General features: G+C 68.3%; 21 protein-coding genes. 5 read left to right on the forward strand and 16 right to left on the reverse strand.

Annotated elements, in window-relative coordinates:
- Positions 1-48: 48 nt before the first annotated feature.
- Positions 49-495, reverse strand: coding sequence for a type II toxin-antitoxin system RatA family toxin (locus ATO11_RS14065; RefSeq protein WP_050531537.1), 447 nt, complete (start codon positions 493-495; stop codon positions 49-51).
- 73 nt (positions 496-568) lie between these two features.
- On the opposite strand from ATO11_RS14065, the gene hpt reads away from it, so the two are divergent.
- The 3 genes from hpt to ATO11_RS14080 all read left to right on the forward strand — a co-directional run bounded on the left by hpt (position 569) and on the right by ATO11_RS14080 (position 2,574).
- Complete coding sequence (hpt, locus tag ATO11_RS14070; protein WP_050531538.1) at positions 569-1,105, forward strand: hypoxanthine phosphoribosyltransferase; 537 nt, start codon at positions 569-571, stop codon at positions 1,103-1,105.
- Positions 1,106-1,194: 89 nt separating this feature from the next.
- Positions 1,195-1,674, forward strand: coding sequence for a c-type cytochrome (locus ATO11_RS14075; RefSeq protein ID WP_050531539.1), 480 nt, complete (start codon positions 1,195-1,197; stop codon positions 1,672-1,674).
- Between the two features lie 12 nt (positions 1,675-1,686).
- A complete protein-coding gene (locus ATO11_RS14080) occupies positions 1,687-2,574 on the forward strand; it encodes a cytochrome c (protein WP_050531540.1) in 888 nt (295 codons plus the stop codon).
- Here the strand turns inward: ATO11_RS14080 and ATO11_RS14085 are convergent.
- The 3 genes from ATO11_RS14085 to ATO11_RS14095 all read right to left on the reverse strand — a co-directional run bounded on the left by ATO11_RS14085 (position 2,568) and on the right by ATO11_RS14095 (position 6,853).
- Positions 2,568-4,448 (reverse strand): SEL1-like repeat protein, encoded by a 1,881-nt coding sequence (locus tag ATO11_RS14085; RefSeq protein WP_050531541.1) that lies wholly within the window; start codon positions 4,446-4,448, stop codon positions 2,568-2,570. The two genes, ATO11_RS14080 and ATO11_RS14085, sit on opposite strands and share 7 nt — an antisense overlap.
- 83 nt (positions 4,449-4,531) lie before the next feature.
- On the reverse strand, positions 4,532-5,482 hold the full coding sequence (gene lipA, locus ATO11_RS14090) for a lipoyl synthase (protein ID WP_050531542.1): 951 nt from the start codon (positions 5,480-5,482) through the stop codon (positions 4,532-4,534).
- A 222-nt stretch (positions 5,483-5,704) separates the two neighbouring features.
- Positions 5,705-6,853, reverse strand: coding sequence for a DUF6456 domain-containing protein (locus ATO11_RS14095; RefSeq protein ID WP_242601424.1), 1,149 nt, complete (start codon positions 6,851-6,853; stop codon positions 5,705-5,707).
- 230 nt (positions 6,854-7,083) lie between these two features.
- Between ATO11_RS14095 and ATO11_RS14100 the strand changes: the two genes are divergently transcribed.
- Complete coding sequence (locus ATO11_RS14100) at positions 7,084-7,365, forward strand: DUF6477 family protein (RefSeq protein WP_050531543.1); 282 nt, start codon at positions 7,084-7,086, stop codon at positions 7,363-7,365.
- Between the two features lie 5 nt (positions 7,366-7,370).
- Here the strand turns inward: ATO11_RS14100 and ATO11_RS14105 are convergent, their stop codons facing one another.
- Positions 7,371-9,791 (reverse strand): GcvT family protein, encoded by a 2,421-nt coding sequence (locus ATO11_RS14105; protein WP_050531544.1) that lies wholly within the window; start codon positions 9,789-9,791, stop codon positions 7,371-7,373.
- Between the two features lie 120 nt (positions 9,792-9,911).
- On the opposite strand from ATO11_RS14105, the gene ATO11_RS14110 reads away from it, so the two are divergent.
- Positions 9,912-11,444: a trimethylamine methyltransferase family protein gene (locus ATO11_RS14110; RefSeq protein ID WP_050531545.1), complete on the forward strand. Its 1,533-nt coding sequence runs from the start codon at positions 9,912-9,914 to the stop codon at positions 11,442-11,444.
- Here ATO11_RS14110 and ATO11_RS14115 read toward each other — a convergent pair.
- The 11 genes from ATO11_RS14115 to ATO11_RS14165 form a co-directional block, all read right to left on the reverse strand.
- Positions 11,441-12,193: an SDR family oxidoreductase gene (locus tag ATO11_RS14115; protein ID WP_050531546.1), complete on the reverse strand. Its 753-nt coding sequence runs from the start codon at positions 12,191-12,193 to the stop codon at positions 11,441-11,443. The genes ATO11_RS14110 and ATO11_RS14115 overlap by 4 nt on opposite strands.
- 4 nt (positions 12,194-12,197) lie before the next feature.
- Complete coding sequence (locus ATO11_RS14120) at positions 12,198-13,229, reverse strand: (R,R)-butanediol dehydrogenase (RefSeq protein WP_050531547.1); 1,032 nt, start codon at positions 13,227-13,229, stop codon at positions 12,198-12,200.
- A 3-nt stretch (positions 13,230-13,232) separates the two neighbouring features.
- Positions 13,233-14,375 carry a mandelate racemase/muconate lactonizing enzyme family protein gene (locus ATO11_RS14125; RefSeq protein WP_278044298.1) on the reverse strand — a complete coding sequence of 381 codons (1,143 nt, stop codon included), beginning with the start codon at positions 14,373-14,375 and terminating at the stop codon, positions 13,233-13,235.
- A 47-nt stretch (positions 14,376-14,422) separates the two neighbouring features.
- Positions 14,423-15,184, reverse strand: coding sequence for an ABC transporter permease (locus ATO11_RS14130; protein WP_050531549.1), 762 nt, complete (start codon positions 15,182-15,184; stop codon positions 14,423-14,425).
- The gene (locus ATO11_RS14135; RefSeq protein WP_050531550.1) at positions 15,181-15,972 is read right to left on the reverse strand and encodes an ABC transporter ATP-binding protein; all 792 of its coding nucleotides are present in this window, start codon (positions 15,970-15,972) and stop codon (positions 15,181-15,183) included. The genes ATO11_RS14130 and ATO11_RS14135 overlap by 4 nt, the downstream gene beginning before the upstream one ends.
- Positions 15,973-16,084: 112 nt before the next feature.
- Positions 16,085-17,092 (reverse strand): ABC transporter substrate-binding protein, encoded by a 1,008-nt coding sequence (locus ATO11_RS14140; RefSeq protein ID WP_050531551.1) that lies wholly within the window; start codon positions 17,090-17,092, stop codon positions 16,085-16,087.
- A 160-nt stretch (positions 17,093-17,252) separates the two neighbouring features.
- Positions 17,253-18,263, reverse strand: a complete 1,011-nt coding sequence (locus tag ATO11_RS14145) for a hypothetical protein (RefSeq protein ID WP_050531552.1) — start codon at positions 18,261-18,263, stop codon at positions 17,253-17,255.
- A gap of 3 nt (positions 18,264-18,266) precedes the next feature.
- Positions 18,267-18,815 (reverse strand): Pvc16 family protein, encoded by a 549-nt coding sequence (locus ATO11_RS14150; RefSeq protein WP_050531553.1) that lies wholly within the window; start codon positions 18,813-18,815, stop codon positions 18,267-18,269.
- On the reverse strand, positions 18,812-20,143 hold the full coding sequence (locus ATO11_RS14155; RefSeq protein WP_165586980.1) for an ATP-binding protein: 1,332 nt from the start codon (positions 20,141-20,143) through the stop codon (positions 18,812-18,814). Before ATO11_RS14155 ends, ATO11_RS14150 begins: the two co-directional genes overlap by 4 nt.
- Entirely contained in the window at positions 20,140-22,410 is a 2,271-nt protein-coding gene (locus ATO11_RS14160; RefSeq protein WP_050531555.1) for a contractile injection system tape measure protein, read from the reverse strand. Before ATO11_RS14160 ends, ATO11_RS14155 begins: the two co-directional genes overlap by 4 nt.
- Positions 22,407-24,914 (reverse strand): hypothetical protein, encoded by a 2,508-nt coding sequence (locus ATO11_RS14165; protein ID WP_050531556.1) that lies wholly within the window; start codon positions 24,912-24,914, stop codon positions 22,407-22,409. Before ATO11_RS14165 ends, ATO11_RS14160 begins: the two co-directional genes overlap by 4 nt.
- Positions 24,915-24,925: the final 11 nt, after the last annotated feature.

Consider the following 24,925-nt stretch of genomic DNA (forward strand, 5'->3'; position numbering starts at 1 on the left):
AAGGAAAAAGATCACGGATTGGTGAGGGGTTGCGACGCGATGCCGCAATCAGCTTCCGTAAAGCTCCGCCGCGCGCCGTTCGAAGGCCCGCACGATCCGCTGCATCGCGTCGTTGAAGACCACGCCGATGATGCCCTGCAGCACGGCGTTCTTGAATTCGAAATCCACGAAGAAGTCGACCTCGACCCCGCCGTCCACATCGCGGAAGGCCCAGGTCGATTCCATGTAGCGGAACGGCCCGTCGAGGTATTCGGTCTTGATCGTCGTGGTTTCCGGCATCAGGAGCACGCGGCTGCCAAAGCGTTCGCGGAACACCTTGAAGGAGATCACGAGGTCGGCCAGCACCTCTTCGCCCTCGGGCACGGGCTTGCGCGACCGGATGCGCGCGGCCGCGCACCACGGCAGGAACTCGGGGTAGCGCGCGACATCGGCGACAAGCTCGTACATCTGCCTTGCGGTATAGGGCAGCGTCCGCGTTTCGGAATGGGTCGGCATCGGCACCTGATTTCGCGTGACTGTGGGCGGCGATGTCGTATCTTGCGCCGGAAAAATCAAGGGAAATGGACCGATGGCCGCAGCCTACGAGATTGACCAGATGATTTCGGCCAAGGCGATCGCGGCCCGGATCGAGGCGCTGGCGCGCGAGATCGAGCGCGAGTTCGCGGGCACGACCAAGCTGGTGGTGGTGGGGCTGTTGCGCGGCTCCTTCGTCTTCATCGCGGACCTCGTGCGCGAACTCGACCTGCCGGTGGAGGTCGATTTCCTCGAGGCGTCGTCTTACGGCGACGGCATGGAATCGAGCCGCGAGGTGCGCATCCTGAAGGACCTGCGCGGCGCGATCGAGGGGCGCGACGTGCTGGTGGTGGAGGATATCGTCGACACCGGCTTCACGCTGCACCATGTCACGAACCTGCTGAAATCGCGCGGCCCCGCGCGGATGAAGACCATCGCGCTTCTCGACAAGCCGTCGCGGAGGGAGGTCGACATCCGCGCCGACTGGACCGGGTTCGAGATCCCGGATGAATTCGTCGTGGGCTACGGCATCGATTACGCCCAGCGAAACCGCAACCTGCCCTTCATCGGCAAGGTGCGGTTCACCGCCTGACCCCGATCACAATTCCGGCACCGCGATAGACCTGCGACAATCTGTCGTTACAGTGGCACGTATCTCAATTCTGCCGGGAGAGTGATTTCATGACGTTTCGCACCATTACGACCACCACCGCCGCGATCGGCATCGCCATCGCGACCGCCGCGTTTTCCGGAGGGCATGCCAGCCTCGAGGATCAGGCCATTGCCGCCCGCAACGCGGTGATGACGCTGTACGGTTTCAACGCGGGCATCCTCGGTGGCATGGCCAAGGGTGACGTGGCCTATGACGCGGCCTCCGCGACGGCTGCTGCGCAGAACCTCGCCGCCGCCGCGAACATGTCCCAGATGCATTTCTGGCCCGAGGGCACGGACAATTTCGAGATGGAAGGCAAGACCCGCGCCAAGCCCGAGATCTGGTCCAATGCCGATGATTTCGCCACCAAGGTGAGCATGCTGGCCGATGCCGCGACAGCGCTGGCCGCGACGGCGGGTGACGGTCAGGCGGCGCTGGGTGCCGGGATGCAGGAGGTCGGCGCGGCCTGCGGTGCCTGCCACAAGGCCTATCGCGGCCCGCGCCTGTAACGCGCGCCCGTCATGAAAGCGCTGTTTCGCTGGGCGGTGTTCCTGGCGCTTGTCGCCGTGGCGGTCGGGTTGTGGATCACCCGCCCGGCGGCCCGCGCCGAGACCGAGTTCGCAGGGCTCGAAGGCAATGCCGATGCGGGCGCGCTGACCTTTGCCGCCGCCGGCTGCGCCTCGTGCCACCACGCGCCGGGGGCCGAGGGCGAGGACAAGCTGGTGCTGGCGGGCGGGCAGCGGTTCCCGTCGGATTTCGGGACCTTCATCGCGCCCAACATCTCGCCCTCCGCGCAGGGGATCGGCGGCTGGACGCTGGCGGAGTTCGCCAACGCCGTGCAGCAGGGCGTGTCGCCCGAGGGCGCGCATTACTACCCCGCCTTCCCCTATCCCAGCTATGTCCGCGCCGCCGACCAGGACATTGCGGATATCTTCGCCTACATGCAGACGCTGCCCACGTCGGACGCTGCCTCGCTTGCGCACGAGGTGGGATTTCCCTTCAGCATCCGCCGCGCGGTGGGTGTGTGGAAATGGCTCTACCACGACGATGACTGGGTGATCGACCCGGTCGAGGGACCGGCACAGCGCGGGCGCTACCTGGCCGAGGCGCTGGGCCATTGCGGCGAGTGCCACACGCCGCGCGATGCGCTGGGCGGTCCGGATCGCGACCTGTGGCTGGCCGGTGCGCCGAACCCGTCGGGCAAGGGGCGCATACCGGGCATCACGCCGAAACAGCTGTTCTGGTCGACGGGTGACCTTGTCGAATACTTCACCAGCGGCTTCACGCCCGACTTCGACAGCGCGGGCGGGCACATGGCCGCGGTGATCGAGAACCTCGCGCAATTGCCGCGTGAGGACCGGGAGGCGCTGGCGGCTTACGTGACCGCCCTGCCGCCCGCCGGTCAGTAACCGCCCGCAAGATCGTCCGCGCGGGCGGTGTCATCGGCCGAAAGGCCAGTGGCGAGCGGCGCGCAATCGACCGCGAATTCGGACCTGCGCCGTTCGGCGTAAAGGCAGTAGGACAGCGCCTCCACCCGCGCCGCGCCGTCGGCGAAGGGGCCCTCGCCCGCGACCGCCATCTGCGCCAGCCGGGCGGCGGCGTCCGCGTCGCCCACCTCTTTCAGGGCCGTCAGGTAGGATTGATGGGCGCGGCCCATGTCCACCGGGCCAAGGGTGCCCGCGCGCCACGCGTCACCGAGATGCTGAAGCGCGTGGGCGTCGGCCTCGGCCGCCTTGTTGAAGAAGCCCCGCGCGCGCACGATGTCGAGCGGACCGGGATCGTCTGCGAGGATCATCTCTGCCGCGTCGACATAGCCGTGGGCGTACCCCTCCTCGCCGCTCCGCCGGAAGAGCCGCAGCGCGGTGTCGCGGTCCACCGGGCGTCCGACGCCGTCGCGGTGAAGCGCCGCGAGCGACGCCCATGCCTCGGACACGCCTTCATCGGCGGCGGTCTGGAACAGCGCCTCGGCGCGGGCGATGTCGGCATCCGACGGCGCCTCGGCGTCAAGCAGCATGATGCCGACGTTGCGCCTGGCCCAGGGGTCACCCATGTCGGCGGCCTGTTCGTAGAATGCCTGCGCGCGGGCCATGTCGACCGGCACGCCCTCGCCGTATTCATAGACGAGGCCCAACTCGTTCACGGCGGCGGCCTTGCCCGCTTCGGCGGCCTGTTCGAGGAAGGCGATCATGTCTGAGGGCTCGCCCTCCACATCGCCGCGCCGCATCATCGCGCCCAGTTCGAACGCCGCCTCGGCATTGCCGCGCTCGGCGGCGGCGCGGTACAACTCGGCCCCGCGCTGAATGTCCTGTTCGATGCCGTCACCGTTGGCATATTGCCAGCCAAGCGCGTAGGCGCTGTACGGGCGGCCCCGCGCCCATGCGGCGGCGTAGTATTCCGCCGCGAGCGCGCGATCCTCGTCCATCATCTCGCCGAAATAGGCGCGGTCGCCCATGAATTCATAGGCCTTGGCCTGCTGGCGGGTCAGGCCGCGGCGGGCAAGCTCCATCGCGCGGGGGCGGTCCTCGACCCCGGCCTCGCCGAACCACAGCATGAAGGCGGCGTCGGCCATGGCCTCGCTGTCGCCCGCATCCGCGCCGCGCAGGTAGTATTGCAACGCGCGTTCGTCGTCCTCCTCGACCCCCACGCCGTCGTCGTACATGTAGCCGAGGTTGCGGGCGGCCTTCGGGTGACCCTGCGCGTCGGCCTGTTCGAACAGGGCAAGGGCGCGGGCAAGGTCCTCGTCCACCAGCGTGCCGGTGGCGTAGTAGAAGCCAAGCTCGGCCACGGCGCGGCTTTTGCCCATCGCGGCGGCCTCTTCGACCAGGCGCAGCGCGCGGGCCGGGTCCCGCCATGGCGGTTCGGAGTTGCGCAGGAAGGCCGCGTATTCGATGGCGACCGCGCCGTCGAAATCGACCCGCAAGCCCGCTTCGAACATCTGCACGGCGCGCATCGGATCGGGGTCGAGCCCCAGTTCGCCGTCGGCAAAGATGTCGCCGAGGTTCGCATAGGCATGCGGCCAGCCCGCCGCAGCGCTGCGCTGGTACCAGTCCAGCGCGGCGGCGTTGTCCTGCGGCACGCCCACGCCGTGCTGGTGGGCATCGGCGAGAAGGTTCATGGCCTGCGAATGGCCCGCTTCCGCCGCGCGGCGGATCGTGTCCTCGACCGCCGAAGGGTCCCCGCGCAAGAGGCGCAGGCGCGCTTCGGCGACGGTTTCGGCAAGGAGGGGGGCGGCAAGCACGCAGGCGGCGAGCGCGCAGGACAGGCGGGAAACGAGGGACGGCATGAAAATCTCCGACGCAAAGGATCAATAAATCAGATGCGTTGAAGGCTAGGCCATGGTGGGCCTTTCTGGCAAGCGCGGGCCTGTCAGCGGGCGAGCTGGCGGTCCCGCGCCGCGCGCAGCCGCGCGAAATCGTCGCCCGCGTGGTAGGACGACCGGGTCAGCGGCGTCGCCGACACCATCAGGAAACCTTTGCCCCAAGCCGCCTTTTCATAGCTGGCAAATTCCTCGGGCGTGACGAAGCGGTCGACGCCGTGGTGCTTGGGCGTCGGTTGCAGGTACTGGCCAATGGTCAGGAAATCGATATCCGCCGCGCGCATGTCGTCCATCACCTGGTGCACGGCCTGCCGGTCTTCGCCAAGGCCGACCATGATGCCCGACTTGGTGAACATCGACGGGTCCAGTTCCTTGACCCGCTGCAACAGGCGCAGCGAATGGAAATACCGCGCGCCGGGCCGCACCTCGGGGTAGAGGCCCGGCACGGTTTCGAGGTTGTGGTTGAAAACGTCCGGCCGCGCCTCGACCACCACTTCCAGCACCGAAGGGTCGCAGCGCAGGAAATCGGGTGTCAGGATCTCGATCGTGGTGCCGGGCGACTGGCGGCGGATGGCGCGGATCGTCTGGGCGAAATGTTCGGCCCCGCCGTCCTCGACATCGTCACGGTCGACCGAGGTCACCACGACGTGGCTGAGGCCCAGCGTCTTGACCGCGTGAGCGACGCGGCCCGGTTCGAACGCGTCAAGCTCCTCGGGCGGCTTGCCGGTGGCGATGTTGCAGAAGGTGCAGGCGCGGGTGCAGACCTCGCCCATGATCATCATGGTGGCGTGGCCCTGGCTCCAGCATTCGCCGACGTTGGGGCAGCCCGCTTCCTCGCAGACGGTGACCAGCTTGTTCTCGCGCATGATGTCGCGGGTCTTCTTGTAGCCCGCGCTGGTGGGGGCCTTGACGCGGATCCAATCCGGCTTTTTCGGCTGGGCGTTATCGGGGCGATGCGCCTTTTCCGGATGACGCAGCCGTGGCGGCGTGATGTCTGCCATGCGTTTTTCCCCGCGACGTAACCTTCGGGATTATTTAACCCTATAAACGTGCAGGGGAAAGGTACCCGGCTGCATGTCCGCCATGCGGATCATGCAGCCATCGATCGAATGATCGCACCCTAGCGTAACGAGTGCCCCCTGTACTCCATGCGGGTCAATGATCAGGTTGTGTCAGTCGCGCGCGCAAGCGTGCGGGGAATGATGCCCTTTGGCGTCAAATGGTTACCCGATCAGCGGCCCGTGTGGGCCATGCCGCTCTTCGTAATGGCGGCGCAGACGTTGCAGCGCGATCCGCAGCACGATCTTGCCCGACCGCGCGGACCAGCCCATGCGCTTTTCCGCCGCTTCCAGCCCTTCGAGGTAACAGCAGCACCGCAGCGCCACGTCGCCGAGGCCGGGGCCGAGATCCTTGAGCGCGGCTGCGACACGTTCGCGCGCCGCGTCCGAGCCACCGCCCGTGCCCGACCCGCCAGAAAACCCGCCGCGATCGCCGCCGGTCAGGAACCTGTCCCAGTTCTGGGTGACGCGGGGGCCCATCTGGGCGAGTTCGAAATCCTCGCGCAGTCGTTCGCCCGCGATGACAAGATCGTCGGTCAAGAAGGGCTCGCCCGCCTTGTCGCGCCGGCGTGCCAGGGCCGTCAGGGGAGATTCCGCCACGTTGTACCGCACCCGGCGCGACTTGCCGCTTTTGTCGTCGTCGCTGACGTCGCGGCTGTCCCATGCGCGGTGCTGGTCGGCAAAGGTCGCCTGCGCCTCGGCGAAGCCGCGGGCGCGGTTCTCGTCCTCGGCCACCATGCGGTTGAAGGCGGCGCGACCCGCCGCGGTGATCGTATAGCGCGCGATGCGGCCTTGTGTCTTGCAGGCGATCCAGTCCTTCAGGGCCAGCGCCTGCGCGGTTTCGGCGGCGACCACGGCGGTGCGGGTCGGCGTGCCGGTGCCCGTGTCGCGCACGACAACCGCCTTGTCCATGTCCTGCGCCACGGCCAGCACGGCCCCGGTTTCGCACAGGCGGCGCAGTACCCGCCGCGCCTGCTTGCGGAATGCCACCTTCTGGGCCTCTTCGGGCGGCAGCGCCGCCGGTCCTTGTAATGTCATCGATTGTCCCTTTTCCTTGACGTCAGCGGGATCGCGTGGCCTGCCGGACCCGCGCAGCGCGGACAGCGCGGCATCCACCAGCGGGTCGTCGCGCCGCATCTCGATCCGTCGGATCTGGCGCAAGACCGTCGACGGATGCAGGCCGGTATCGCGCGCGATGGCGCGGATCGGCCGCCCGCCCTCGATATGATCGAGGTAGCGTTTCGCCGCATCCGGAACCCAACCCGGCACCGGCACTGCCTTGCCGTGCGACTGGTCGATCGTCCCTCGTTCCACTTGTGTGCCTTGCACGTGATCCAAGAATGTCCCCAGACTTACCCACAAGATAATACACAACCTAAGCGTGTATTTCTTACCTGTTCGTTAATGATGTCCGACAATTCCGATGATTGTTTCAAATAGATAAACAGTGATGAGCGTGGCGCGCGCAGGTTCGGGGCGACACGCAACACACGTCAGGCGTGTGGAATAGTGGCTGGGCAGAAAACCAGACCCGGAGCAGATCCATGCAAGACCTGACCACCATGCTGCGCAGCCTCAAACGTCCCCGTCTCCTGATCCGCGCGGCGCGGCTGGGCGTGGACAGCTACCGGCGCGGGCCGCATCTGCGGCGCATCCTGCGGACCGCCGCACCTCCGCGCGCCGGGGCCGCGCTGTTGGCACTGATCGAGATCGAGGCGGAACTGGAAACCCAGCGGACCGAGCAGATGGCGAGCTATTCCATCACGCGGCATGTCGACGTGCTGATCGCGCTCATGGGCGAGGCGCAACTGGCCCGCGCGCGCTGACAGGCCTAGCCGCGGATGCGTGCGAAACCGGGATCGAACGGCGCGGGCGCGATGACCCTTGCCGCGATCCGGTCACCAAGCAGGTCCAGCGTGACCTCCCTGCCCTCGACCGCGACGGCGGGTTCGACGAAGGCCAGCGCAAGGTTGCGGCCCGTGCGGTAGCCCCACGCGCCCGAGGTGACGGTCCCGATGACCCGATCGCCCTCCATGACGCTGGAACCGGGATGCGCGGGCCGGTCGTCGCAGGCAACATCCAGCGTCACCAGCTTGCGGTTCGGTCCCTGCTCCACCCGCTTCATAAGCGCGTCGCGCCCGATGAACTCCCCCTTGTCGAGCCGCACGAAGCGGTCGAGCCCGGTCTCGAACGGGTCGAATTCGGTCAGAAGGTCCGATTTCCAGTGCAGGAACCCTTTTTCAAGACGCATCGATTCAACCGCGCGGGCCCCGAAGAGGCGCAGGCCATGCGCGTCACCGGCGCGGCGCAGCGCCGCCCAAGCAGCGAGGAGGGATCCGTTCGGGACGTGGATTTCATAGGCCAGTTCGCCGGAATAGCTGACATTCATAACCGTTGCCGGGGCGAACCCGATCTCTGCCTCGCGGACGGACAGCCACGGGAAGGCCGCTGCAGACCAGTCGCCGCGCGCGGCCTCCGACAGGACTGCGCGGGATTTCGGGCCTGCCAGCAACAGGATCGTGTGGGTTTCGGTCAGGGCGCGAAGGTGCACATCCTCGCCCTTGCGGATGTGCTGCGACAGCCAGTCCCAGTCGTGCCGTTCAGCCGCCGCCGCCGCACCGTACCAAAGCCGATCACCGGGGAGGTTGGCGAGCGTCGCTTCGCATTTCACCATACCGTGCTCGTTCAGAAGGTAGGCCAGCCCCATGCGCCCGTCGCGTTTCGGCACGGCGCCGCAGGTCAGGCGGTCGAGGAAGGCGTGACGGTCGGCGCCGGTGATCTCGATCCGGGTGAAGCCGTTCACCTCGGTCAGGCCGACACCTTCATGTATTGCCTGAACTTCCTCTCCAATCACGTTGAAAGCGTTGGAGAAGTGGAAGGTATGGTCTTCCTCGAACTCCGGTGAGGGTTTGAAGAAATCTGCGCGTTCCCAGCCGTTCACGACGGTGAAGGACGCGCCTTCGGCCCGCAGCACTTCGGTCAGGGGCGTGGTGCGGGCGTTGCGGCCCGCCGGACGGTGTTCGTGCGGGAAGTGGAAGCGGAATTCGTTCTGGTAATCCTCGATCGCCTTCAGCGCGGTCAGCTCCACACCCGCATGCGGCCCGAACCGGCGCGGGTCGAGCGGCCATGTGTCGTAACACGCCTCGCCATGCACGATCTGCTGGGCGAGAAGCCAGCCATGCCCGCCGCCCTCGCCCACGCCCGCGCGCAGGCCGATGATGCAGAAGGCGTTGCGCTTGCCCGGCACGGGGCCGACCAGCGGCGTGCCGTCGATCGTGTAGGTGATGGGGCCGTTCACCACGTTCTTGATCCCCGCCTCCCGCAGCGCGGGCATCCGGGCGAACGCGCCTTCCAGCACGTCCATGATCCGGTCGAGGTCATCGGGGCAGAGCGCGTTGGCGAAATCGGGAGAAATCCCGTCGAGGCCCCATGTCCGGCACTCCTGCTCGTAGAACCCGATCAGCAGGCCGTCCTTTTCCTGACGGCAGTAATAATCGCTGATCGGGCAGCGGATCAGCGGCATGCGGTGACCGGCCTCGCGGATGGCGGGGATGGTTTCCGTGACGAAATACTGGTGTTCCATCGATGCGACCGGATGCACGACGCCCATCAGCGCGCCGACCTCGTTGCAGCGATAGCCGCCCGCGTTCACCACCACGTCGGCATGGATCACGCCCTTGCCGGTCGTCACCTCCCACGTGTCGTCCTGCAACTGGCGCAGGGCGATCACCGGCGTGTGTCGGTGCACCTCGGCCCCGGCGAGCCGGGCGCGGCGGGCGAGCGCCTGGCAGAGTTGCGCCGGGTCGATATCACCATCCTCCCCGTCCCAGAGCCCCCCCACGAGGTTGTCGGTGGAGATCAGAGGGTGCCGCCGCGCGCATTCGGCGGCATCGATCACCTCGTAGGTCACGCCCATCCCGCGCGCCATCGAGGCGAAGTGCCGGTAGCCGTCCATCTGTGCCTGCGTGTTCGCCAGCCGGATGCCGCCGTCGCCGTGGTGATAGCCGACGGGGTAATCAGGATCGTCGCGCAACTCCTTGTAAAGCTGAACGGAATGGGATTTGAGGCCGACCATCGTCTGGGTCATGCCGAAGTTCGTGACCTGCGCGGCAGAGTGCCAGGTGGTGCCGGATGTCAGCTCGTCCCGTTCCAGCAGCATGACATCGGTCCAGCCTTCCCGCGTCAGGTGGTACAGCGTGGAACACCCGGCGATGCCGCCACCGATCACCACCGCTTTCGTGCGTGTGCGCATATGCTCGTCTCCCCTGGTGGGGAGCCTCGCACGATCCGCGCGGGACGCAACCGCGTTGTTGCGACAGGCGGCGTCGCGATTGGACTTGCGCGGGGGCGTGGCGTGGTCTCCCTTGGCGGCATGGAAACGGGCACTTCACAGCGGCGGGCGGGCGGACGCAGGGCGCGGATCGCCATGCGCAAGGTCGGGCCGGACAGCCCCGCCCCGCCCGGCCAGCGCGGCGGACAGTACCGCCCGCTGACCGATCGGGAGTGCGCGCAGATCCACGACATGGCGCTGAAGTTGCTGGCCGATCTGGGCATGGGCGAGGTGCCGGAGCGGTTGCGGGACGACCTGGTTGCGGCCGGAGGCGCCGCGAAGGGCGACCGTGTGCACCTGCCCCGCGCGCTGGTCGAGGACGTCATCGCGCGCGCGCCTCAGACCTTCACCTTCCACGGGCGCGATCCGGACCGGTCGATCGAGGTGGGCGGAGATGCGGTGCATTTCGGGACGGGCGGTGCCGCCGTCCAGACGCTCGACCGCGAAACCGGGCTTTACCGCGCCTCCACGCTGGCCGATCTGCACGGATTCGCGCGGCTGCAGGACGGGTTGGAGAATATCAGCTGGTTCACCCGCTGCTGCATCGCGACCGATATCGAGGACATGCGCGCGCTCGACCTGTCGACCGCCTATGCCCTGCTGGCGAACACGACCAAACCCGTCGCCACCGCCTTCACCCTGCCCGAACACGTCCCGCCCATCGTGGCGATGTGCGACATCGCGGCAGGCGGTGACGGGGCATTTGCCGCGCGGCCCTTCCTTAAGGCGCATATCAGCCCCGTGATCTCTCCCATGCGGTTCGGGGAGGACGCGGTCGACGTGACCTATGCCTGCCTTGCCCACAACATCCCCGTCAGTTGCATCACGGCGGCACAGGCGGGTGCGACGGCCCCGGCGACGCTGGCAGGGTTCCTTGCGCAATCGCTGGCCGAGACGCTGGCGAGCCTCGTCATGGTGCAGGTCATCAGGCCCGGTCATCCGATGGTCTTTTCCAACTGGCCCTTCGTGATCGACCTGCGCACCGGGGCCTTCGCGGGCGGCGGTGGAGAGACGGTGCTGATGAACGCGGCCTCGGCGCAGTTGACGAACCGGCTGGGCCTGCCGTCGGGCGTGGCATGCTCGATGACCGATGCCAAGGCGATCGACGCGCAATACGGTGTCGAGAAAGGCATGACCGCGCTGGCGGCGGCCCTGGGCGGTGGCAACCTGATTTATGAAAGCGCGGGCATGACGGCATCTCTGCTGGGCGCGAGTTTCGAGGGGTTCGTGCTCGACAACGACATGCTGGGTGCGGTGCTGCGCACCCTGCGCGGGGTCGAGGTCACGGGCGAGACGCTGGATTTCGAAGCGATCCGCGCCTCGATCCTCGGGGACGGGCATTTCCTCGGCGCGGATGCGACGATGGAGGCGATGGAGCGGGATTACCACTACCCTGCCCTTGCCGACCGCGATCCGCCGCGCACATGGGCGGAGAACGGCGCGCAGGACGCGTGGGACCGTGCGCGGACCGAGGTGGACCGGCGCCTGTCAGCCCCCACACCGGACTACCTGAGCCGCGACCAGATCCGCGCCATGCGGGACTTTTGCGGCGAGGATTTGCGCCTGCCGGGCTAGCGGCCCATCCAGCCGCCATCGACGGTCAGGATCTCGCCATGCACGTAATCCGCCGCCGACGAGGCAAGGAACACCACGGGGCCCGCGAAGTCCTCGGGCCGGCCCCAGCGGCCCGCCGGGATGCGGGCGAGGATCGATGCGGCGCGGTCGGGATCGTTGCGCAAAGCCTCGGTATTGTCGGTCGCGATATATCCCGGCGCGATGGCGTTCACGTTCACGCCCTTCCCGGCCCATTCGTTGGCAAGCGCCTTGGTCAACTGCCCCACGCCACCCTTGGACGCGGCATAGCCCGGCACCGTGATCCCGCCCTGGAAGGTCAGAAGCGAGGCGGTGAAGATGATCTTGCCCGACCCGCGCGCGATCATCTTCGCGCCGATCTCGCGGCTGAGGACGAATTGCGCGTTCAGGTTCACCTCGATCACCTGGTCCCACATCTCGTCGGGGTGTTCGGCGGCGGGCGTGCGCGCGATCATGCCGCCGTTGTTGACGAGGATGTCGGGCACCGTGTCACCAAGCGCGTCGACAAGGCCGTAAAGCGCCTTGCGGTCGCTGAAATCGCAGGCATGGCCCTGAAACGAGCGGCCCATCGCGGTGACGGCCTGTTCGACCTCGCTGCCCGGCGCGAGCGTGGCGCTGACGCCGATGATGTCGGCCCCCGCCGCCGCCAGTGCCTCGGCCATGCCGCGCCCGATGCCGCGCTTGGCGCCGGTGACAAGCGCGGTCTTTCCCGAAAGATCGAACATGGTCATGGGCTTATCCTCCGACCTTGATGAGGCTTTTCAGCGCTGTCGGGGAGCGGTCGAGATCCTCGAACGCCTTCTGGATGTCGGCCAGCGGGGCGACATCTGTGATGACGGTATCGGCATCGACGCCACCCGCCGACACGATGGCGATGGCCTTTTCGTAATCCTCGGGTTCATAGACGCGCGCGCCGATCAGCTGCAATTCGCGCCAGAAGAACTGGAAGAGGTCGATCTGCGGCTTCTGGGCGTGGATAGCCACCATGACGATGCGCGCGCGCGTTGCGGCGACGGCGGTCATCGCGTCGACGCCGGGCTGCGTGCCGGACACTTCGAACACCACGTCCGCGCCCTTGTTTCCTGTGCGCGCGTCGATCTCGGCCTTGAGGTCGCAATCTGCCGGGTTGACCGTGTCGAAACCCAGCTTCTGCGCGATCGCTAGGCGGGTGCGGTTGACCTCGGACACGACGACCTTGCCGCCCGCGTCACGCGCGACCATGGCGACGAGGATGCCGATGGGGCCGCCGCCGATCACCACCACGTCCTCGCCCGCCTTCAGGCCCGACAGGCGCACGTCGTGGCAGGCCACCGCGACCGGTTCGATCAGCGCGGCGTGGTCGAGCTTCAGGTCGTCGGGCAGGACGTGGATCGTGTGCGCGGGCACGACCCAGACCTCCTGCATCGCGCCGTTGGTGTCGAGGCCGAGGAATTTCAGCTTGTGGCAGACATGCTGGTGCCCCGCCTTGCAGGCCGGGCAGTCGCCGCAATGGTCGAGCGGGCGCACGACCGCCTTCTGGCCGGGCGTGAAGCCGTCAACGCCTTCACCCACGGCGTCGATGGTGCCCGACATCTCGTGCCCGATCACCCGCTCGAAGCCCACGCGCGCATCCATGTTGCCGTGGAAGACATGCATGTCGGTGCCGCAGATGCCGCAATAGGCGATGCGCACCGCCACCTCGCCCGGTCCGGGCGTCGCCGCGGGCACCTCTTCGACCGTGAAGGTCTTTTTCCCGCGATAGATCGCGGCGGTTTGCGTGTCGCCCATGTGTCAGGCCTCCTCGTGATGTGCGCGCATCTTGTCCCAGTCGAACGTCACCCCGGTGCCGGGCTCCGGCGGGGCGACGGCCATGTGATCCTCGATCACCAGCGGGCGCGTCGTGTAGCGGTCGATCGGGAAGGAATGCACCTCCATCCATCCCGCGTGGGGTTGCGAGGCCATGAGGCTCACATGCAGTTCCTGCATCCCGTGACTGCAGACGGGAATCCCGTGTTCCTTCGCCAGCTTTGCGACCTGCAACCAGCCGGTGATGCCGCCGCAATTCGACGCATCGGGCTGGATGAAGGACAGCTTCGCATCGGCAAAGGCGTATTCGAATTCGTGGATCGTGTGCAGGTTTTCCCCCATGGCGAGCGGCATGCCCGTCGCCTCGGCAATCCGGCCATAGCCCTTGTAATCGTCGGGGATGGTCGGTTCCTCGAACCACAGAAGGTCGAAGGGTTCGAAAGCCTTGGCGGCGGTGATCGCCTGTTCGACGCTCATTCCGTAATTGGCGTCAACGGCAAAGGCGATGTCCGGCCCGATCAGCTCGCGCACCGCCCTGATGCGGGCGATGTCGTCGGCGAGGTCGGGCTGGCCGATCTTGATCTTCACGCCGTTATGGCCACGGGCGAGGTAGCCCCGGATCGAGTCCAGCAGTTTCGGCAGCGGGAAGTTCAGGTCGATCCCGCCGGCATAGGCGCGGCAGCGGTCCGCCGCCCCGCCCGCCACCTGCCACAGCGGCTGGCACGCCGCCTTGCAGCGCAGGTCCCACAGCGCGATGTCGAGGGCAGAGATGGCAAAGGACGCGATCCCGCCCCGCGCCACGTAATGCACGTGCCATTGCATCGCGTCGTACAGAGCCTCGACCTCCGTCGCGTCCTTGCCCAGAAGGAAGGGCGCAAGGTCATGGCGCAGCATGGCGAGGATCGCCTGCCCGCCCTTGCCGCCGGTATAGGTATATCCCGTGCCGGTGCTGCCATCTGCCAGCGTGACGGTGGCGGTCACGACCTCGAAATGGGTGTGGTCGCCGTGCTTGGCATCGGTCAGGACTTCATCCAGCGGCAGCCGGAACAGCGCGCAGTCGACATGCGCGATGGCCCGTGGGCCGGGATCGGATGGCGGCATGAACTCCTCCCCTGTCACGCTGGCCATGGTCGGGACTTGGAGACCACAGTCACCGGGGCCTGTCAAACCTCGTGTCAGGTGGGCGAGCGTTCGGCCCAGCCGGCAAAGATCTTCTCGAGCGCGACCACCACGTAGTAAAGCAGGATCCCCATCAGCGCGAGCGCGATCAGGACGGCGAACATCAGCGGGTAATCGGCGCTGATCTTGCCGCTGTCGAACAGGTGGCCAAGGCCGCGCCCGTGGGGTTCGACGATCTCCATCAGGTTGGTGCCGATGAAGGCGAGCGTGACCGCCACCTTCAGCGCGCCGAAGAACTCGGGCAGCGTCTTGGGCAGCGCGATCTTCCAGAAGATCGTGAGGTTCGACGCGCCGAGCGAACGCAGGATGTCGCGGTATTCCGGTTCCAGCGTCGACAACCCGATGGAGACCGACACGGCGATCGGGAAGAACGAGATCAGGAAGGCGATCAGGATCGTGTTCATGTCGTGCTGGCCCACGAACAGCAGCGCGATGATCGGCACCACGGTCGCCTTGGGGATCGCGTTGAACCCCACCAGCAGCGGGTAAAGCGCGTCGCGCATCAGGCGGCTGAAGCCCATGATCATGCCCAGCCCGACGCCAAAGATCACGGCGACCAGCAGGCCCACCACCGTCCGCCACAGCGTGTCCCACCCGTATTCGAGGAACAGCCAGCGGAATTTCCAGAAGGCGGGCCACAGGTCGGACGGCGAGGCCATCTTGTAATTCGGCCAGCCATTGGCCCAGACCAGAAGCTCCCACAAAAGCCCGAAGATGACGAGCGCCGCAAGCGGCACGAGGACGGCGCGCAGGGTCATGCCGCCACCTCTGGCGCGCGGCCCTGCGCGATCTGGATCTGGTGGCGCAGCGTGTTGAGCGCCTCGGCCGTCTCGGGCGTGTAGAGGTCGTCAAGCGTGCGTTCGGCGCCCAGATGCACGTCCATCACGTATTGCGTGCGGGCGGGCCGTCCCGACAGCACGACCACCTGGTCGGCAAGGAAGATCGACTCGCGCAGGTCATGGGTGATGAGCACCCCGGTGAAGGGCTCCCGTTCCTTCACTTTCAGCATGGTCTGCCACAGGTCCTCGCGGGTGAAGGCGTCCAGCGCGCCGAAGGGTTCGTCGAGGATCAGCACCTCGGGCTTGTGCACGATGGCGCGGCAAAGCGAGGCGCGCTGCCGCATGCCGCCCGACAGTTCCGACGGGCGCTTCTCCTCGAACCCCTCAAGGCCGACCAGCGCCAGCAATTCGCGCGCGCGGTCCTCCTTCTCGCGGGCCGACAGGCGGTTCGGCACGATCTCGAGCGGCAGCATCACGTTCTTCAGGATCGTGCGCCATTCCAGCAGCACGGGGTTCTGAAACGCCATGCCCACGGTCGATTTCGGCCCCTTCACGAGGTCGCCGTGCAGCCGCACCTCGCCCTCGTCGGGTTTCATCAGCCCCGCGATCAGGCGGGTCAGCGTGGACTTGCCGCAACCCGACGGGCCGACCACGGCGACGAAACCGCCTTCGGGCACGGACACGTCCAGACCGTCCAGCACCGGCAGAGGGCCGTCCTGTGTCTTGTAGGCGTGGCGCACGCCCTTGATCTCGATGAGGTTCGTCATGGCAGGTGTCGGATGCCTCCGGCGGACATATTTCGGAAGAGAAGAAGCATCGAACAGCGCCCTGCTTCTTCTCTTTTCAAATATGTCCGCCGGAGGCCTTGGACTTTCGCGCTTACTTCAGCATCCGCGCCGAGGCGTCGGGCAGGTAGGCATCGGTGAAGTAGAGGCTCGCATCCGGCGCGTTCTGGAACTCGTAGGTCTCGGCCAGTTGCGCGAGCGCCTTCTCCATGCGCGCGGCATCGACCCCGCCGAGGCCGTTCGCCATCACGGCGTCGGTGGCCACGTTGGCGTCGATCGCCAGTTGCAGGCGGCGGGTTTCCAGTGCGGCGTCGGCGGCGGGGTTGCGCTCCACCAGGCTTTCGATCGCCTTGGCCGGGTCGGCGATGGCGTCTTTCCAGCCCGCGGCGACAGCCGCCAGGAAGCCGGTCACCACCTCGGGATTGGCGGCGGCGAAGTCGGTGTTGACGATGATCGCATTGCCGTAAAGCTCCAGCCCGTAATCGGCCATCAGGATGGTCGAGATGTCGTCCTCCGGCACGCCGAGGCGCACGAGGTTCAGGAAGGACGAGAAGGAAAAGCCCGTGACCGCGGCCACGTTGCCTTCGGCCAGCATCGGTTCGCGGGTCGGAAAGCCCACCGGTTCGACGGTGATCTTGGACATGTCGAGCCCGTTGGCCGAGGCGAAGGCCGGGAACTGCGCCCATGCGCCGTCGGGCGGCGGTGCGCCCAGCACGCGGCCTTCGAGGTCCTTGGGTGCGGACACGCCGAGCGACTTGCGGCCCACCACGGCAAAGGGCGGCTTGTCGTAGATCATCATCACCGCCGTCACCGGCGCACCGGGGTTCTGGTCGAGGAACTTGATCAGCGAGTTGATGTCGGCAAAGCCGATCGGGAAGGCGCCGGTCGCGACCTTGGGGATCGCGTCGAGCGACCCGCGACCGGGCGAGATTTCCACGTCGAGGTCGGCGGCGGCGAAATGGCCGTTGTCGATGGCCGCGAAATAGGGCGCCGACGGGCCTTCGAATTTCCAGTCGAGCGCGAAGGGCACGCTGGTTTCGGCGGATGCGCCGCCTGCCAGTGTCGCGCAGGCGGCAAGCGCCGCCAGAGTTGTACGGATCATTTTGGTCTCCCCTGTCGAATGCCGGTGCATGCTGCCGCAGCCCAGGGCCAACCGGAACGGTGCCGGACGGGCCACGGTGCATTCCGTGCGTATTGCTGGCAGGCAGAGTGCAACCTGCACATCAATTAGGCAAGCATCATCGCACCGGACCCCCGGAAGGTCAGAGAGCGACCCGCATCACGCTTTCCCACCCGTCCGGGCCAAGGCGCGTGGCGGCGGGGGATGCGGCGGGTAGCGGCAGGGGATCGGTGATCCGCGCGCCGTCGGGAGGGACAACGAGCCGGAGGTCATTGCGGCCACGCGGATCGTCGGCAAGGTCGATCAGCGCGTCGGAGCGAAAGACGGCGGTGGGCGCACCGGGCGCGTCACCGGGCGGCAGGGAGGTGAACGCGACCGGTCCCGAACCACCGTCGATCCGCCAGCCATCCGTGGACCGGGGCCGGGTGCGGGTGAAGATCTCGTAGACCCAGCGGGTCGGGCGGGCATCGAAGGCGAGCGTCACCTCGGCCCCGCCTTCAGGCAGCGCGGCGGGAAAGACGTCGATGCAGCCGAAGGCGCCGACCGCTGGGTCGCGGGACAGGCAGAAGCGCGAGAGCGTGTCGCCCGCCCGTTCGATCCGGTAGATGCCCTCGCCCGCCTCTCCAAGGGCGATGTCGACCGGCGCGTTGTCGCGGGGCGCGGATTGGCGCCAGGCAACCCTGTCATCCCAGTCACGCAGGATCGCCAACGGCGCGTCGTCGGCACCTCGCGGCTCCGGCAGGCGGAAGGCGGGGCCATGTACCAGCAGCAGGCGGGCGGTGGAGGCAGAAATGCGCCCTGCCCCGTCCGCATCCCATGTCGCATCCGCAAGGCTGGCGCAGACCCATGACCGGGATGGCGGGGGCGCGTCCCCCGCGGGCACAGCCCATGTTTCGGCGGTGTAGGTGGCAAAGTGAGGGTCCACCGCGCGCAGCAGGAAGCGGTAGAGCCGGTCGGGCGGCACCGGGGCCGCCGCCCCTTCGGACGCTTGCGACAGGACCAGCCGGTCTCCCTTCAGCCACAGCCGGCACCCGTCGCGCGCCAGCGTGGCGCGCGTCTCGGCAGAGGGCGCAAGCGTCAGCGCCGGGCAGCCGCCGCGGGTGAAATAGCCATGCGACAGGCGCAGGGTCAGGACCGGATCGAAGACGTGCATCGTCTACAACTCCACGTCGACGCCGCGGATCGGGATGCCGTCGATCCCGGCCAGCGCATCGTCCACCGTCACGATCTGCGCCGCGAACACCGCCGAGGGGCGGTAGCCCCCGCCGAGCACGTTCCAGATGTTGTGCAGCGCCTGCAGGTCGAGGTCGCGCCAGTCGAGCGCCAGCCGGTCAAGTCCCTCGGGCAGGTCGGGCGCGGACTGGCGGGTGAAGACCGGGTTCGCCTGCGCGAAGCCCATCGTCGCGGACAGCATCCGCAAGGCGCCCCGGTAATCGTCGGCGAAATTCGCGGTGGCGAGGAAGACGAGGTCGAGATGCAGCGGAGGACGCGTGCGGACCGACCCGTCCTGCGCCGCCCGCGCGGGCATTGCGGCGTGGCGTTCGACGTTTATCAGGGTCAGCACCACGCGGTTCGTCAGCGCCTCGGCGGCGGTGGCGTCGGCCTGAGGCGGGGCACCAAGCGCGACGGGGGAGGCCCCCGGAAAGCGGGCTTGCAGGTGGCGCGTCAGGCGCGTGGCAAGAAAGGACAGCGTGGCTTCGATCATGGGCTTTCCGGTGCGGTCACACCGTCCTTCTGGAGTTCATCCGCCAGCGCGGCCTCGATATCGGCCCGGCGGATCGTTGTGCCCCCCCGTTGCGCGCGGCCCAGCAGGCACCGGCGCAGCACGTTGGCGATCAGCGCGCCGGTCACGGGATATTGCCGGGCGAGAAGCGCGAGGTCGACATCCTCGTGCAGGAGCGCGGGGTCGTGAAAGGCACGGTGCCAGAGCGCGGCGCGCTCGTCGGGGCCCGGAAGCTCGAACGGGACGGAGACCTGGAACCGGCGGCGAAAGGCGCGGTCGATGGTGGTGCCGAGATTGGTGGCGAGGATCACCAACCCCGACGATTGCTCGACCCGTTGCAGGATGTAGGAGACGTTCTGGTTGGCGTATCGGTCATTGGCGTGGACCGCCTGTGCCCGCCGCCCGAACAGCGCGTCCGCCTCGTCGAAGAACAGGATCCAGCCCTGCGCGTCCGCCGCGTCGAACAGCGTGGCGAGGTTCTTTTCCGTCTCCCCGATATATTTCGAGATCACCATCGACAGATCGACCCGGAATACCGGGCGTCCGGCGCGTTTGCCGATCAGCGCGGCGGTCAGCGATTTGCCGGTGCCGGGCGGGCCATGGAACAGCACGCGGCACCCGGCCGGGACCAGCCGCGCGAAGGCCGGGTCGCGGTGCAGCGCGGGTCCGTGATCGATCCACGCGAAGAGCGCGTCGAGCGCGGCGCGGCTGCGCGGTGTCAGGACAAGGTCGTCCCAGTCGAGAGCGGTGTCGAACCGTTGCGCGGCAAGGCCCGCGATCCGACCCTGGAAGACATGCGGCGCCGCGCCAAGCCGATCCAGCGCCGCCGCCCCGGCCTGAAGCGGCTGGCGTTGAGGCGTCTCGCCCGCAAGCGGGGCCAGCAGGTGCTGACGCATCAGCGGCGCGGAGGGCGTCAGGTGCACGGAGGCCGCAAGCGTGCCGTCGGGGGTGCCGCCGCCAAGCAGGAACAGCGCGGTCTGCACGCTGGGCTGCACGCCGGTATCGGCGCGGTCGATCATGCCGAATTCCGTGAACGGGCGGTCGATGCCGGAATTGCGGATCAGGAACGGGTCGAGCACTTGCGGCACGAGGTGCCCCGCCAGCGCGAGGGCGAGGATCAGCCGGTCACCGGGGTCAAGCCCCGCCTCCTGCGCCAGCGCCGCGTACCGGGACCCGGCGGGATCGGGCGCGGGGGGCGGAGGGAGCGCGGTGGGGGCCTCGTTGCGCAGGTAGGCCTGCAACCGCGCGGCAATCGCGGCGGCCAGCCAGTCCAGTTCGGCATCGAGGCCGGTGTCGCGGGTGCCGGTCATCTCCATGCGACGTGCAGCGCCTCCGCCATCCATGGATGCCGGATGACGCTGATGCTCCACGGCAGGCTGTCGAGCAGCATGTCATAGGGTCCGGCCTCTACCGACAGGCGCAGCGGGGCTTCGGGCGCGTCGCGCGACAGGATGCCGGGGCGGTCGAGGAAGGTCTCCTGCAGCGCCGCGACCGACGTGTTGGACAGCGCGGTCCAGTACCCGCGCAACGCATCGAGCAGACCGGAAAGCGCGTCGCGTTCGGCCTCGGTCGGGGTGATGGAGGGCGGGACGGGATGGGCCACGGGCACGCCGCACAGCAGCTTGTTGAGCGCAAGGTCGGGCTCCGGCGGGTCATACCGGTCACCGGTCAGGCCGCACAACAGGTGCACGGCGCGCAGTTGCGCGTCGGTCCGCGCCGCGCCGTTCGGGGCCATGGGCATCTCCAGCAGGTCGAACAGGTGCGGCAGGAACGGCGCGGCCAGCACGATCCCGGCATTGGGCACGATCAGGCGCTCGGGGTGCAGGGGGTCGTCCCCGCCCTGCCCGTCGGGATCCGGTTCAGGACGCTGCCCCGCGATTTCCTTTCGGCCCGCTGTGGCGGCGGCATCGCGATCCGAGGCCCCGGCGGACAGCGTGTTGAACATGTCCGTGGTCCGGTCGGTTGCATCGGTCCTTGCCGGAGTTTTCGGCGGGTCGGTCGGCGCCCCGGACAACAGGGTTTCCAGTTCTGCCAATGCGTCGGCGGAAAGGACATCGGCCAGCGCGGGAAGGTGCTGTCGGTCAAGGAGGCTGGCAAGACGCCACCGCGCGACTGGGTGCGCCAGTGCGGTTTGCAGCATGAAACCGGGCAGATCGTCGGAACCAGCGGACACGGGAAAAGCCATGTCGAGAAGCGCGGCGAGAAGTTGCGTGGCGGCCTGCGCCCCTTCGGTGGATGTCGCTGCTCCCGTTTCGGGATCGGCGGCGCGCGGGGGCCGGGCGTCCCTGCCGCGCGCGGGCGGTGTGCCCGTCTCGGGGGCAAGCTGGCGCAGCATGTCGCGCAAGGGCTCGAAACGGGAGGTGTTGTCACCCGTCTGCCGGTCGATCCAAGCCGTGATGCGCGGTATGTCGGCCCGCCCCGCCCGTGCCGCCACCGCGCGCAGGCGGGCCATGGCAGAGGCCACATCCGGGTGGCCGAGAAGATTGGCCAGTACGGCTTCAGACCAGCGCAGCAGCGCCACTGGACCAAGATGCGCCGCAGCCTCGATCAGCGCGGCAAGCGCGCCGCCAAGGCGCGGGTCGAGCGCGAGGATCACGGCATTCCGCGTATCGGGCGGCAGCACCAGCGCGAGGTTGCGCGCCGTCCGCGCCGGGCGCAGTTGCTTGCGAAGTTGCGCTGCGATGGCGGCGGGATCGGCGCGGGCGGCCTCGGCGATTTGCGCCATGGCCTCGTCCGTCGCCAGCCTCGATGCCTGCGCGGCCGATCCCGCGCCGCCAGCCAACATCCCGATATCGGCAGCAATGCCCGCTTGTGCCAAGTCAGTCGACGGGTCGTCTCGGGCCGGAGGAATGTGGTCCGCATTGGCGGCAAGACCCGCGTCCGCGTCTTCGCCCGACGCATCCGCGCGGCTCCGCCCGGTGGCGGCAGCGCTTGCACCTTCACCCGTCGCGTCAGCAACGAACCGACTGAAAACATCGGAACGCGCGTCTTCTCCTGCCGCCTTTTCAGGAACCGGCCCGGCTGCATCGGTCCCTGCATTTTCGCGCACCGCTTCAGCAAAGAACCGACCGGCAATATCAGCGCCCGCGTGCGAGACCAGCCGCGCGCGGGCCGGAGAGGTCGCGGGCAAGCGGGCCAGCCTTGCGGCAAGGGCGCGGCGCTCTTCGTCGTTCAAACCGCGCAGCGTGTCGCCGGGCGCGTCGGCCTCGCCACTGTCGCGCCAGTGCCGGGTGCCGGTGTGCAGGTAATGCGCCAGCGCCTCCACCCGCGCGGGCGCCGACGCCTCGGCCGATCCGTGTTCGGCACTCATCCACAATTTCCCGAAATGTAGCCTCAATGCGCGCGAAAGCCGTCTTTCGAGCGTCGCTTCGAAATCGGTCTGCGGCAGCGCACCAAGATCGATGTCGAGCCGGTCGATCACGACTTGGTGGTCGTCGAGCCGCGTGCTGGCAATCGCACTGTCGATGATGTCCGGAACGCGGTCTTCGAGGAACCGCGCCACCCGGTCCTCGAAACCGCGCAATCCGGGGATGGTGCCGGCGTTCAGGTGCCATTCGATGCGGCTGACACGGTTCATGCGGGCGTGCCCTCCCGCCGCAGATCGGCGCAGACGGCATCGTGGATGCGGCAGCGCAGGCGCGCGGCGGCCTCCAGCGCGGGATCGGGCGGTGCCCCTGCCCCGGCATCCATCCATCTGGCGAGCAAGGCGCGGTCGGCGCGGACGTCCTTCATCTGCGCTTCGGTGACCCAGATCGTGGAGACGGCGAGATGCGCGGGCACGTTGGCCGCGACATGGGTCGCGACATGCGCCGCGACGTCCGACAGGTGCGCGGATTCCGGATCGACCCGCGTGTCGATGGCAAAGACCGTCACGCCGTTGGCGGCGGACGTGCCGGAGAGAAGCGCGGGGATCAGCGCGCCGCTCTGCTGCGCGCTGCGCGGGTCGAGCGTAGTGCAGGCCGCCGCGAGGCGGGTTGCGAAGCGCCGCGCCCCGTGCGGGGATGAAACGACCTCGGCCATATGCGCACGCGCCCCGCCGGGCAGGTCAAGCGTGAGCGTCGCAGCACCGGCACCCAGCCGCCGCACGGACCATGCGTCGTTAGCCGCGCCCGATTGTGCGATGGCCATGGCAAGGGCACGCCAGCCCGTGGTCCATGGCGGGTCGAGGCACAGGTGGATCGCGCCCTGCCCCTCCAGCGACAGGCGCACCGCGTCGACCGGCGCGCCGCGGGTCACGCGGAAATCCTTGTCGATCTCGAGATCGCCGATGCCATGGGCGCGCGGTGCGCCGGTCAGCATCCGGTGCTCGACGAGGCACACCGACCCTTCAACCGCCGCGCCGTGTTCGATCAGCGTCTCGACCGCGCCGGGGTCCGCGCCCGTTGTCCCTGCAGGTGCGAGCGCGCGGTCGCGCGTCAGGCGCGGCAGGTCGCGCAGGACCGCGCGTTTGCGCTGGGCGAGTGCCGCCGCATAGGCCGGGTAATCGGGATCGAACGGCGCCTGCAGCGGCCAGAGCGTGGCGGTGTCGATCTGCATGTCGAACCGCGCCAGCAGGTGGTCGAGCGCCCGGTCGATACGCCCGATCACCGGGTCGCGTTCGCGGCGCAACTGGTCGATCGCCGCGCGATAGCCTGTGTCCCAACCGGGGGCCGCACCGGGGTGTTTGGCATCCTTGGATTTGCCGGCTCCGCCGAGAACATCGGCAATGCGCGCCGCCGCGCCCGGCTCTGAGGTGAGCGGCTGGACGTGGTAGCTGTGCTTTTGCGGCGCGAAGGACAGGAGCGTCGCGCTGTGCGCGAACTGCGCCAGCATGTCGGCCAGCATCTGTTCGAACACGAGGAGATAGGCCTTGAGCTGGCGGGTGCGCGCCTCGATCTGCGGCAGGGTCGCGCCGGGCATCGCGGCACGAGCGGTTTGCGTGTCGGGGCCTTCGGGACCAAGGCCATAGATCGCGGGCAGGAAGTCGCGGATCGTGCGGTAGCGGCCCAGCGGGCGGTCGCGCCGCACCTGAGGTCGCTGCGCCGCCTGCCATGCCGCGTGGCGGTCGAAGGCGTGCCTGACCTCCCACCGCCGCCGTTGTTCGAAATAGCCAAGGTGCGACAGCACACGGTCGCGGTCGGCCTGCACCCGCGCGCCGTTGCGGTAGAGCTTCAGCCCCGCCAGCGCCTCGGCGGAGCGGTCGAGGATGGGCGCGGCGGCGATGTCCGGCGGAATCCCCGCATCGCCCAGATCGACCGCGACCTCATCGACCGCCGCCACGCCCTTGGGCGAGACCAGCGCGTCGAGCACGAGGTCGACGGGCACGTCCTGCCGCAAATCCTGCAGCGATGCCGGGTCGATCAGGCCCAGCGACAGGGCCGGCCCATCATAGATCGTCTCGGGGCCGGGAAAGGCCGCCTCCCCGTCCGCGAGGCGCGGCGCGGGGTTGAGCCGGGTGTCGATGGCAAAGAGGATCTCGGCCAGCACGGCATCGGGATTGGCATCGGGGGCGATGTCGATATCGGCGGTCAGGCGGAACCAGCGGTCCTCGACCATGCGGATGCGGCCGAACGTGCTGGCGATGGCGCGGGCTCCGGCGACCTCGCGGGTGACGGCATCCACCAGTTCGCGGTTCTGGATGTCGCGCTGAGCGGCCTCTTCCACCGGGTTGTCGCATCCCGGCGGGCGGAAGGCCTGTATCCAGATGTCGCTGGTGCCCGGTTCCGCGCCCGCGACCACCCACGCGTTGCGCAGGCCCTTGATCCGGTCATACAGCAGCGCGCGGAAATCGCGCGCGGTGACGGGGGCGGATGGCAGGATCCGGTGCGCCGGGAAGAGCGGTTGGTCGGCCTCGGCCAGGCCCGACGCGGCGGCGGAGGACGCGATGATGTCGCCGATCGGGTGATCGATCCGGTAGCCGAGATCGGTGATGGCGAAGGCCAGCGCCTCGAGCAGGGTGACGCCGGGATCATGCGCGTTGTAATCCGTCCAGACCGCGCCCGACACCTCCTGCGCGCGGGTGACCAGCGCGCGTGTCAGCGCCTCGAAATCCTGGGCGGGATCGTCGGGCGGCCGGGCCGGGATATGATCGAGAGGCGGCATGGCGTCAGCGC

The sequence above is a fragment of the Pseudaestuariivita atlantica genome (assembly GCF_001205715.1).
Taxonomy (GTDB): Bacteria; Pseudomonadota; Alphaproteobacteria; order Rhodobacterales; family Rhodobacteraceae; genus Pseudaestuariivita; species Pseudaestuariivita atlantica.

Bases quoted from the DNA above. Each gene is read 5' to 3' on its own strand.
- ATO11_RS14065 (WP_050531537.1), bottom strand. From the start codon at position 495: ATGCCGACCCATTCCGAAACGCGGACGCTGCCCTATACCGCAAGGCAG.
- hpt (WP_050531538.1), top strand. From the start codon at position 569: ATGGCCGCAGCCTACGAGATTGACCAGATGATTTCGGCCAAGGCGATC.
- ATO11_RS14075 (WP_050531539.1), top strand. From the start codon at position 1,195: ATGACGTTTCGCACCATTACGACCACCACCGCCGCGATCGGCATCGCC.
- ATO11_RS14080 (WP_050531540.1), top strand. From the start codon at position 1,687: ATGAAAGCGCTGTTTCGCTGGGCGGTGTTCCTGGCGCTTGTCGCCGTG.
- ATO11_RS14085 (WP_050531541.1), bottom strand. From the start codon at position 4,448: ATGCCGTCCCTCGTTTCCCGCCTGTCCTGCGCGCTCGCCGCCTGCGTG.
- lipA (WP_050531542.1), bottom strand. From the start codon at position 5,482: ATGGCAGACATCACGCCGCCACGGCTGCGTCATCCGGAAAAGGCGCAT.
- ATO11_RS14100 (WP_050531543.1), top strand. From the start codon at position 7,084: ATGCAAGACCTGACCACCATGCTGCGCAGCCTCAAACGTCCCCGTCTC.
- ATO11_RS14105 (WP_050531544.1), bottom strand. From the start codon at position 9,791: ATGCGCACACGCACGAAAGCGGTGGTGATCGGTGGCGGCATCGCCGGG.
- ATO11_RS14110 (WP_050531545.1), top strand. From the start codon at position 9,912: ATGGAAACGGGCACTTCACAGCGGCGGGCGGGCGGACGCAGGGCGCGG.
- ATO11_RS14115 (WP_050531546.1), bottom strand. From the start codon at position 12,193: ATGACCATGTTCGATCTTTCGGGAAAGACCGCGCTTGTCACCGGCGCC.
- ATO11_RS14120 (WP_050531547.1), bottom strand. From the start codon at position 13,229: ATGGGCGACACGCAAACCGCCGCGATCTATCGCGGGAAAAAGACCTTC.
- ATO11_RS14125 (WP_278044298.1), bottom strand. From the start codon at position 14,375: ATGGCCAGCGTGACAGGGGAGGAGTTCATGCCGCCATCCGATCCCGGC.
- ATO11_RS14130 (WP_050531549.1), bottom strand. From the start codon at position 15,184: ATGACCCTGCGCGCCGTCCTCGTGCCGCTTGCGGCGCTCGTCATCTTC.
- ATO11_RS14135 (WP_050531550.1), bottom strand. From the start codon at position 15,972: ATGACGAACCTCATCGAGATCAAGGGCGTGCGCCACGCCTACAAGACA.
- ATO11_RS14140 (WP_050531551.1), bottom strand. From the start codon at position 17,092: ATGATCCGTACAACTCTGGCGGCGCTTGCCGCCTGCGCGACACTGGCA.
- ATO11_RS14145 (WP_050531552.1), bottom strand. From the start codon at position 18,263: ATGCACGTCTTCGATCCGGTCCTGACCCTGCGCCTGTCGCATGGCTAT.
- ATO11_RS14150 (WP_050531553.1), bottom strand. From the start codon at position 18,815: ATGATCGAAGCCACGCTGTCCTTTCTTGCCACGCGCCTGACGCGCCAC.
- ATO11_RS14155 (WP_165586980.1), bottom strand. From the start codon at position 20,143: ATGACCGGCACCCGCGACACCGGCCTCGATGCCGAACTGGACTGGCTG.
- ATO11_RS14160 (WP_050531555.1), bottom strand. From the start codon at position 22,410: ATGAACCGTGTCAGCCGCATCGAATGGCACCTGAACGCCGGCACCATC.
- ATO11_RS14165 (WP_050531556.1), bottom strand. From the start codon at position 24,914: ATGCCGCCTCTCGATCATATCCCGGCCCGGCCGCCCGACGATCCCGCC.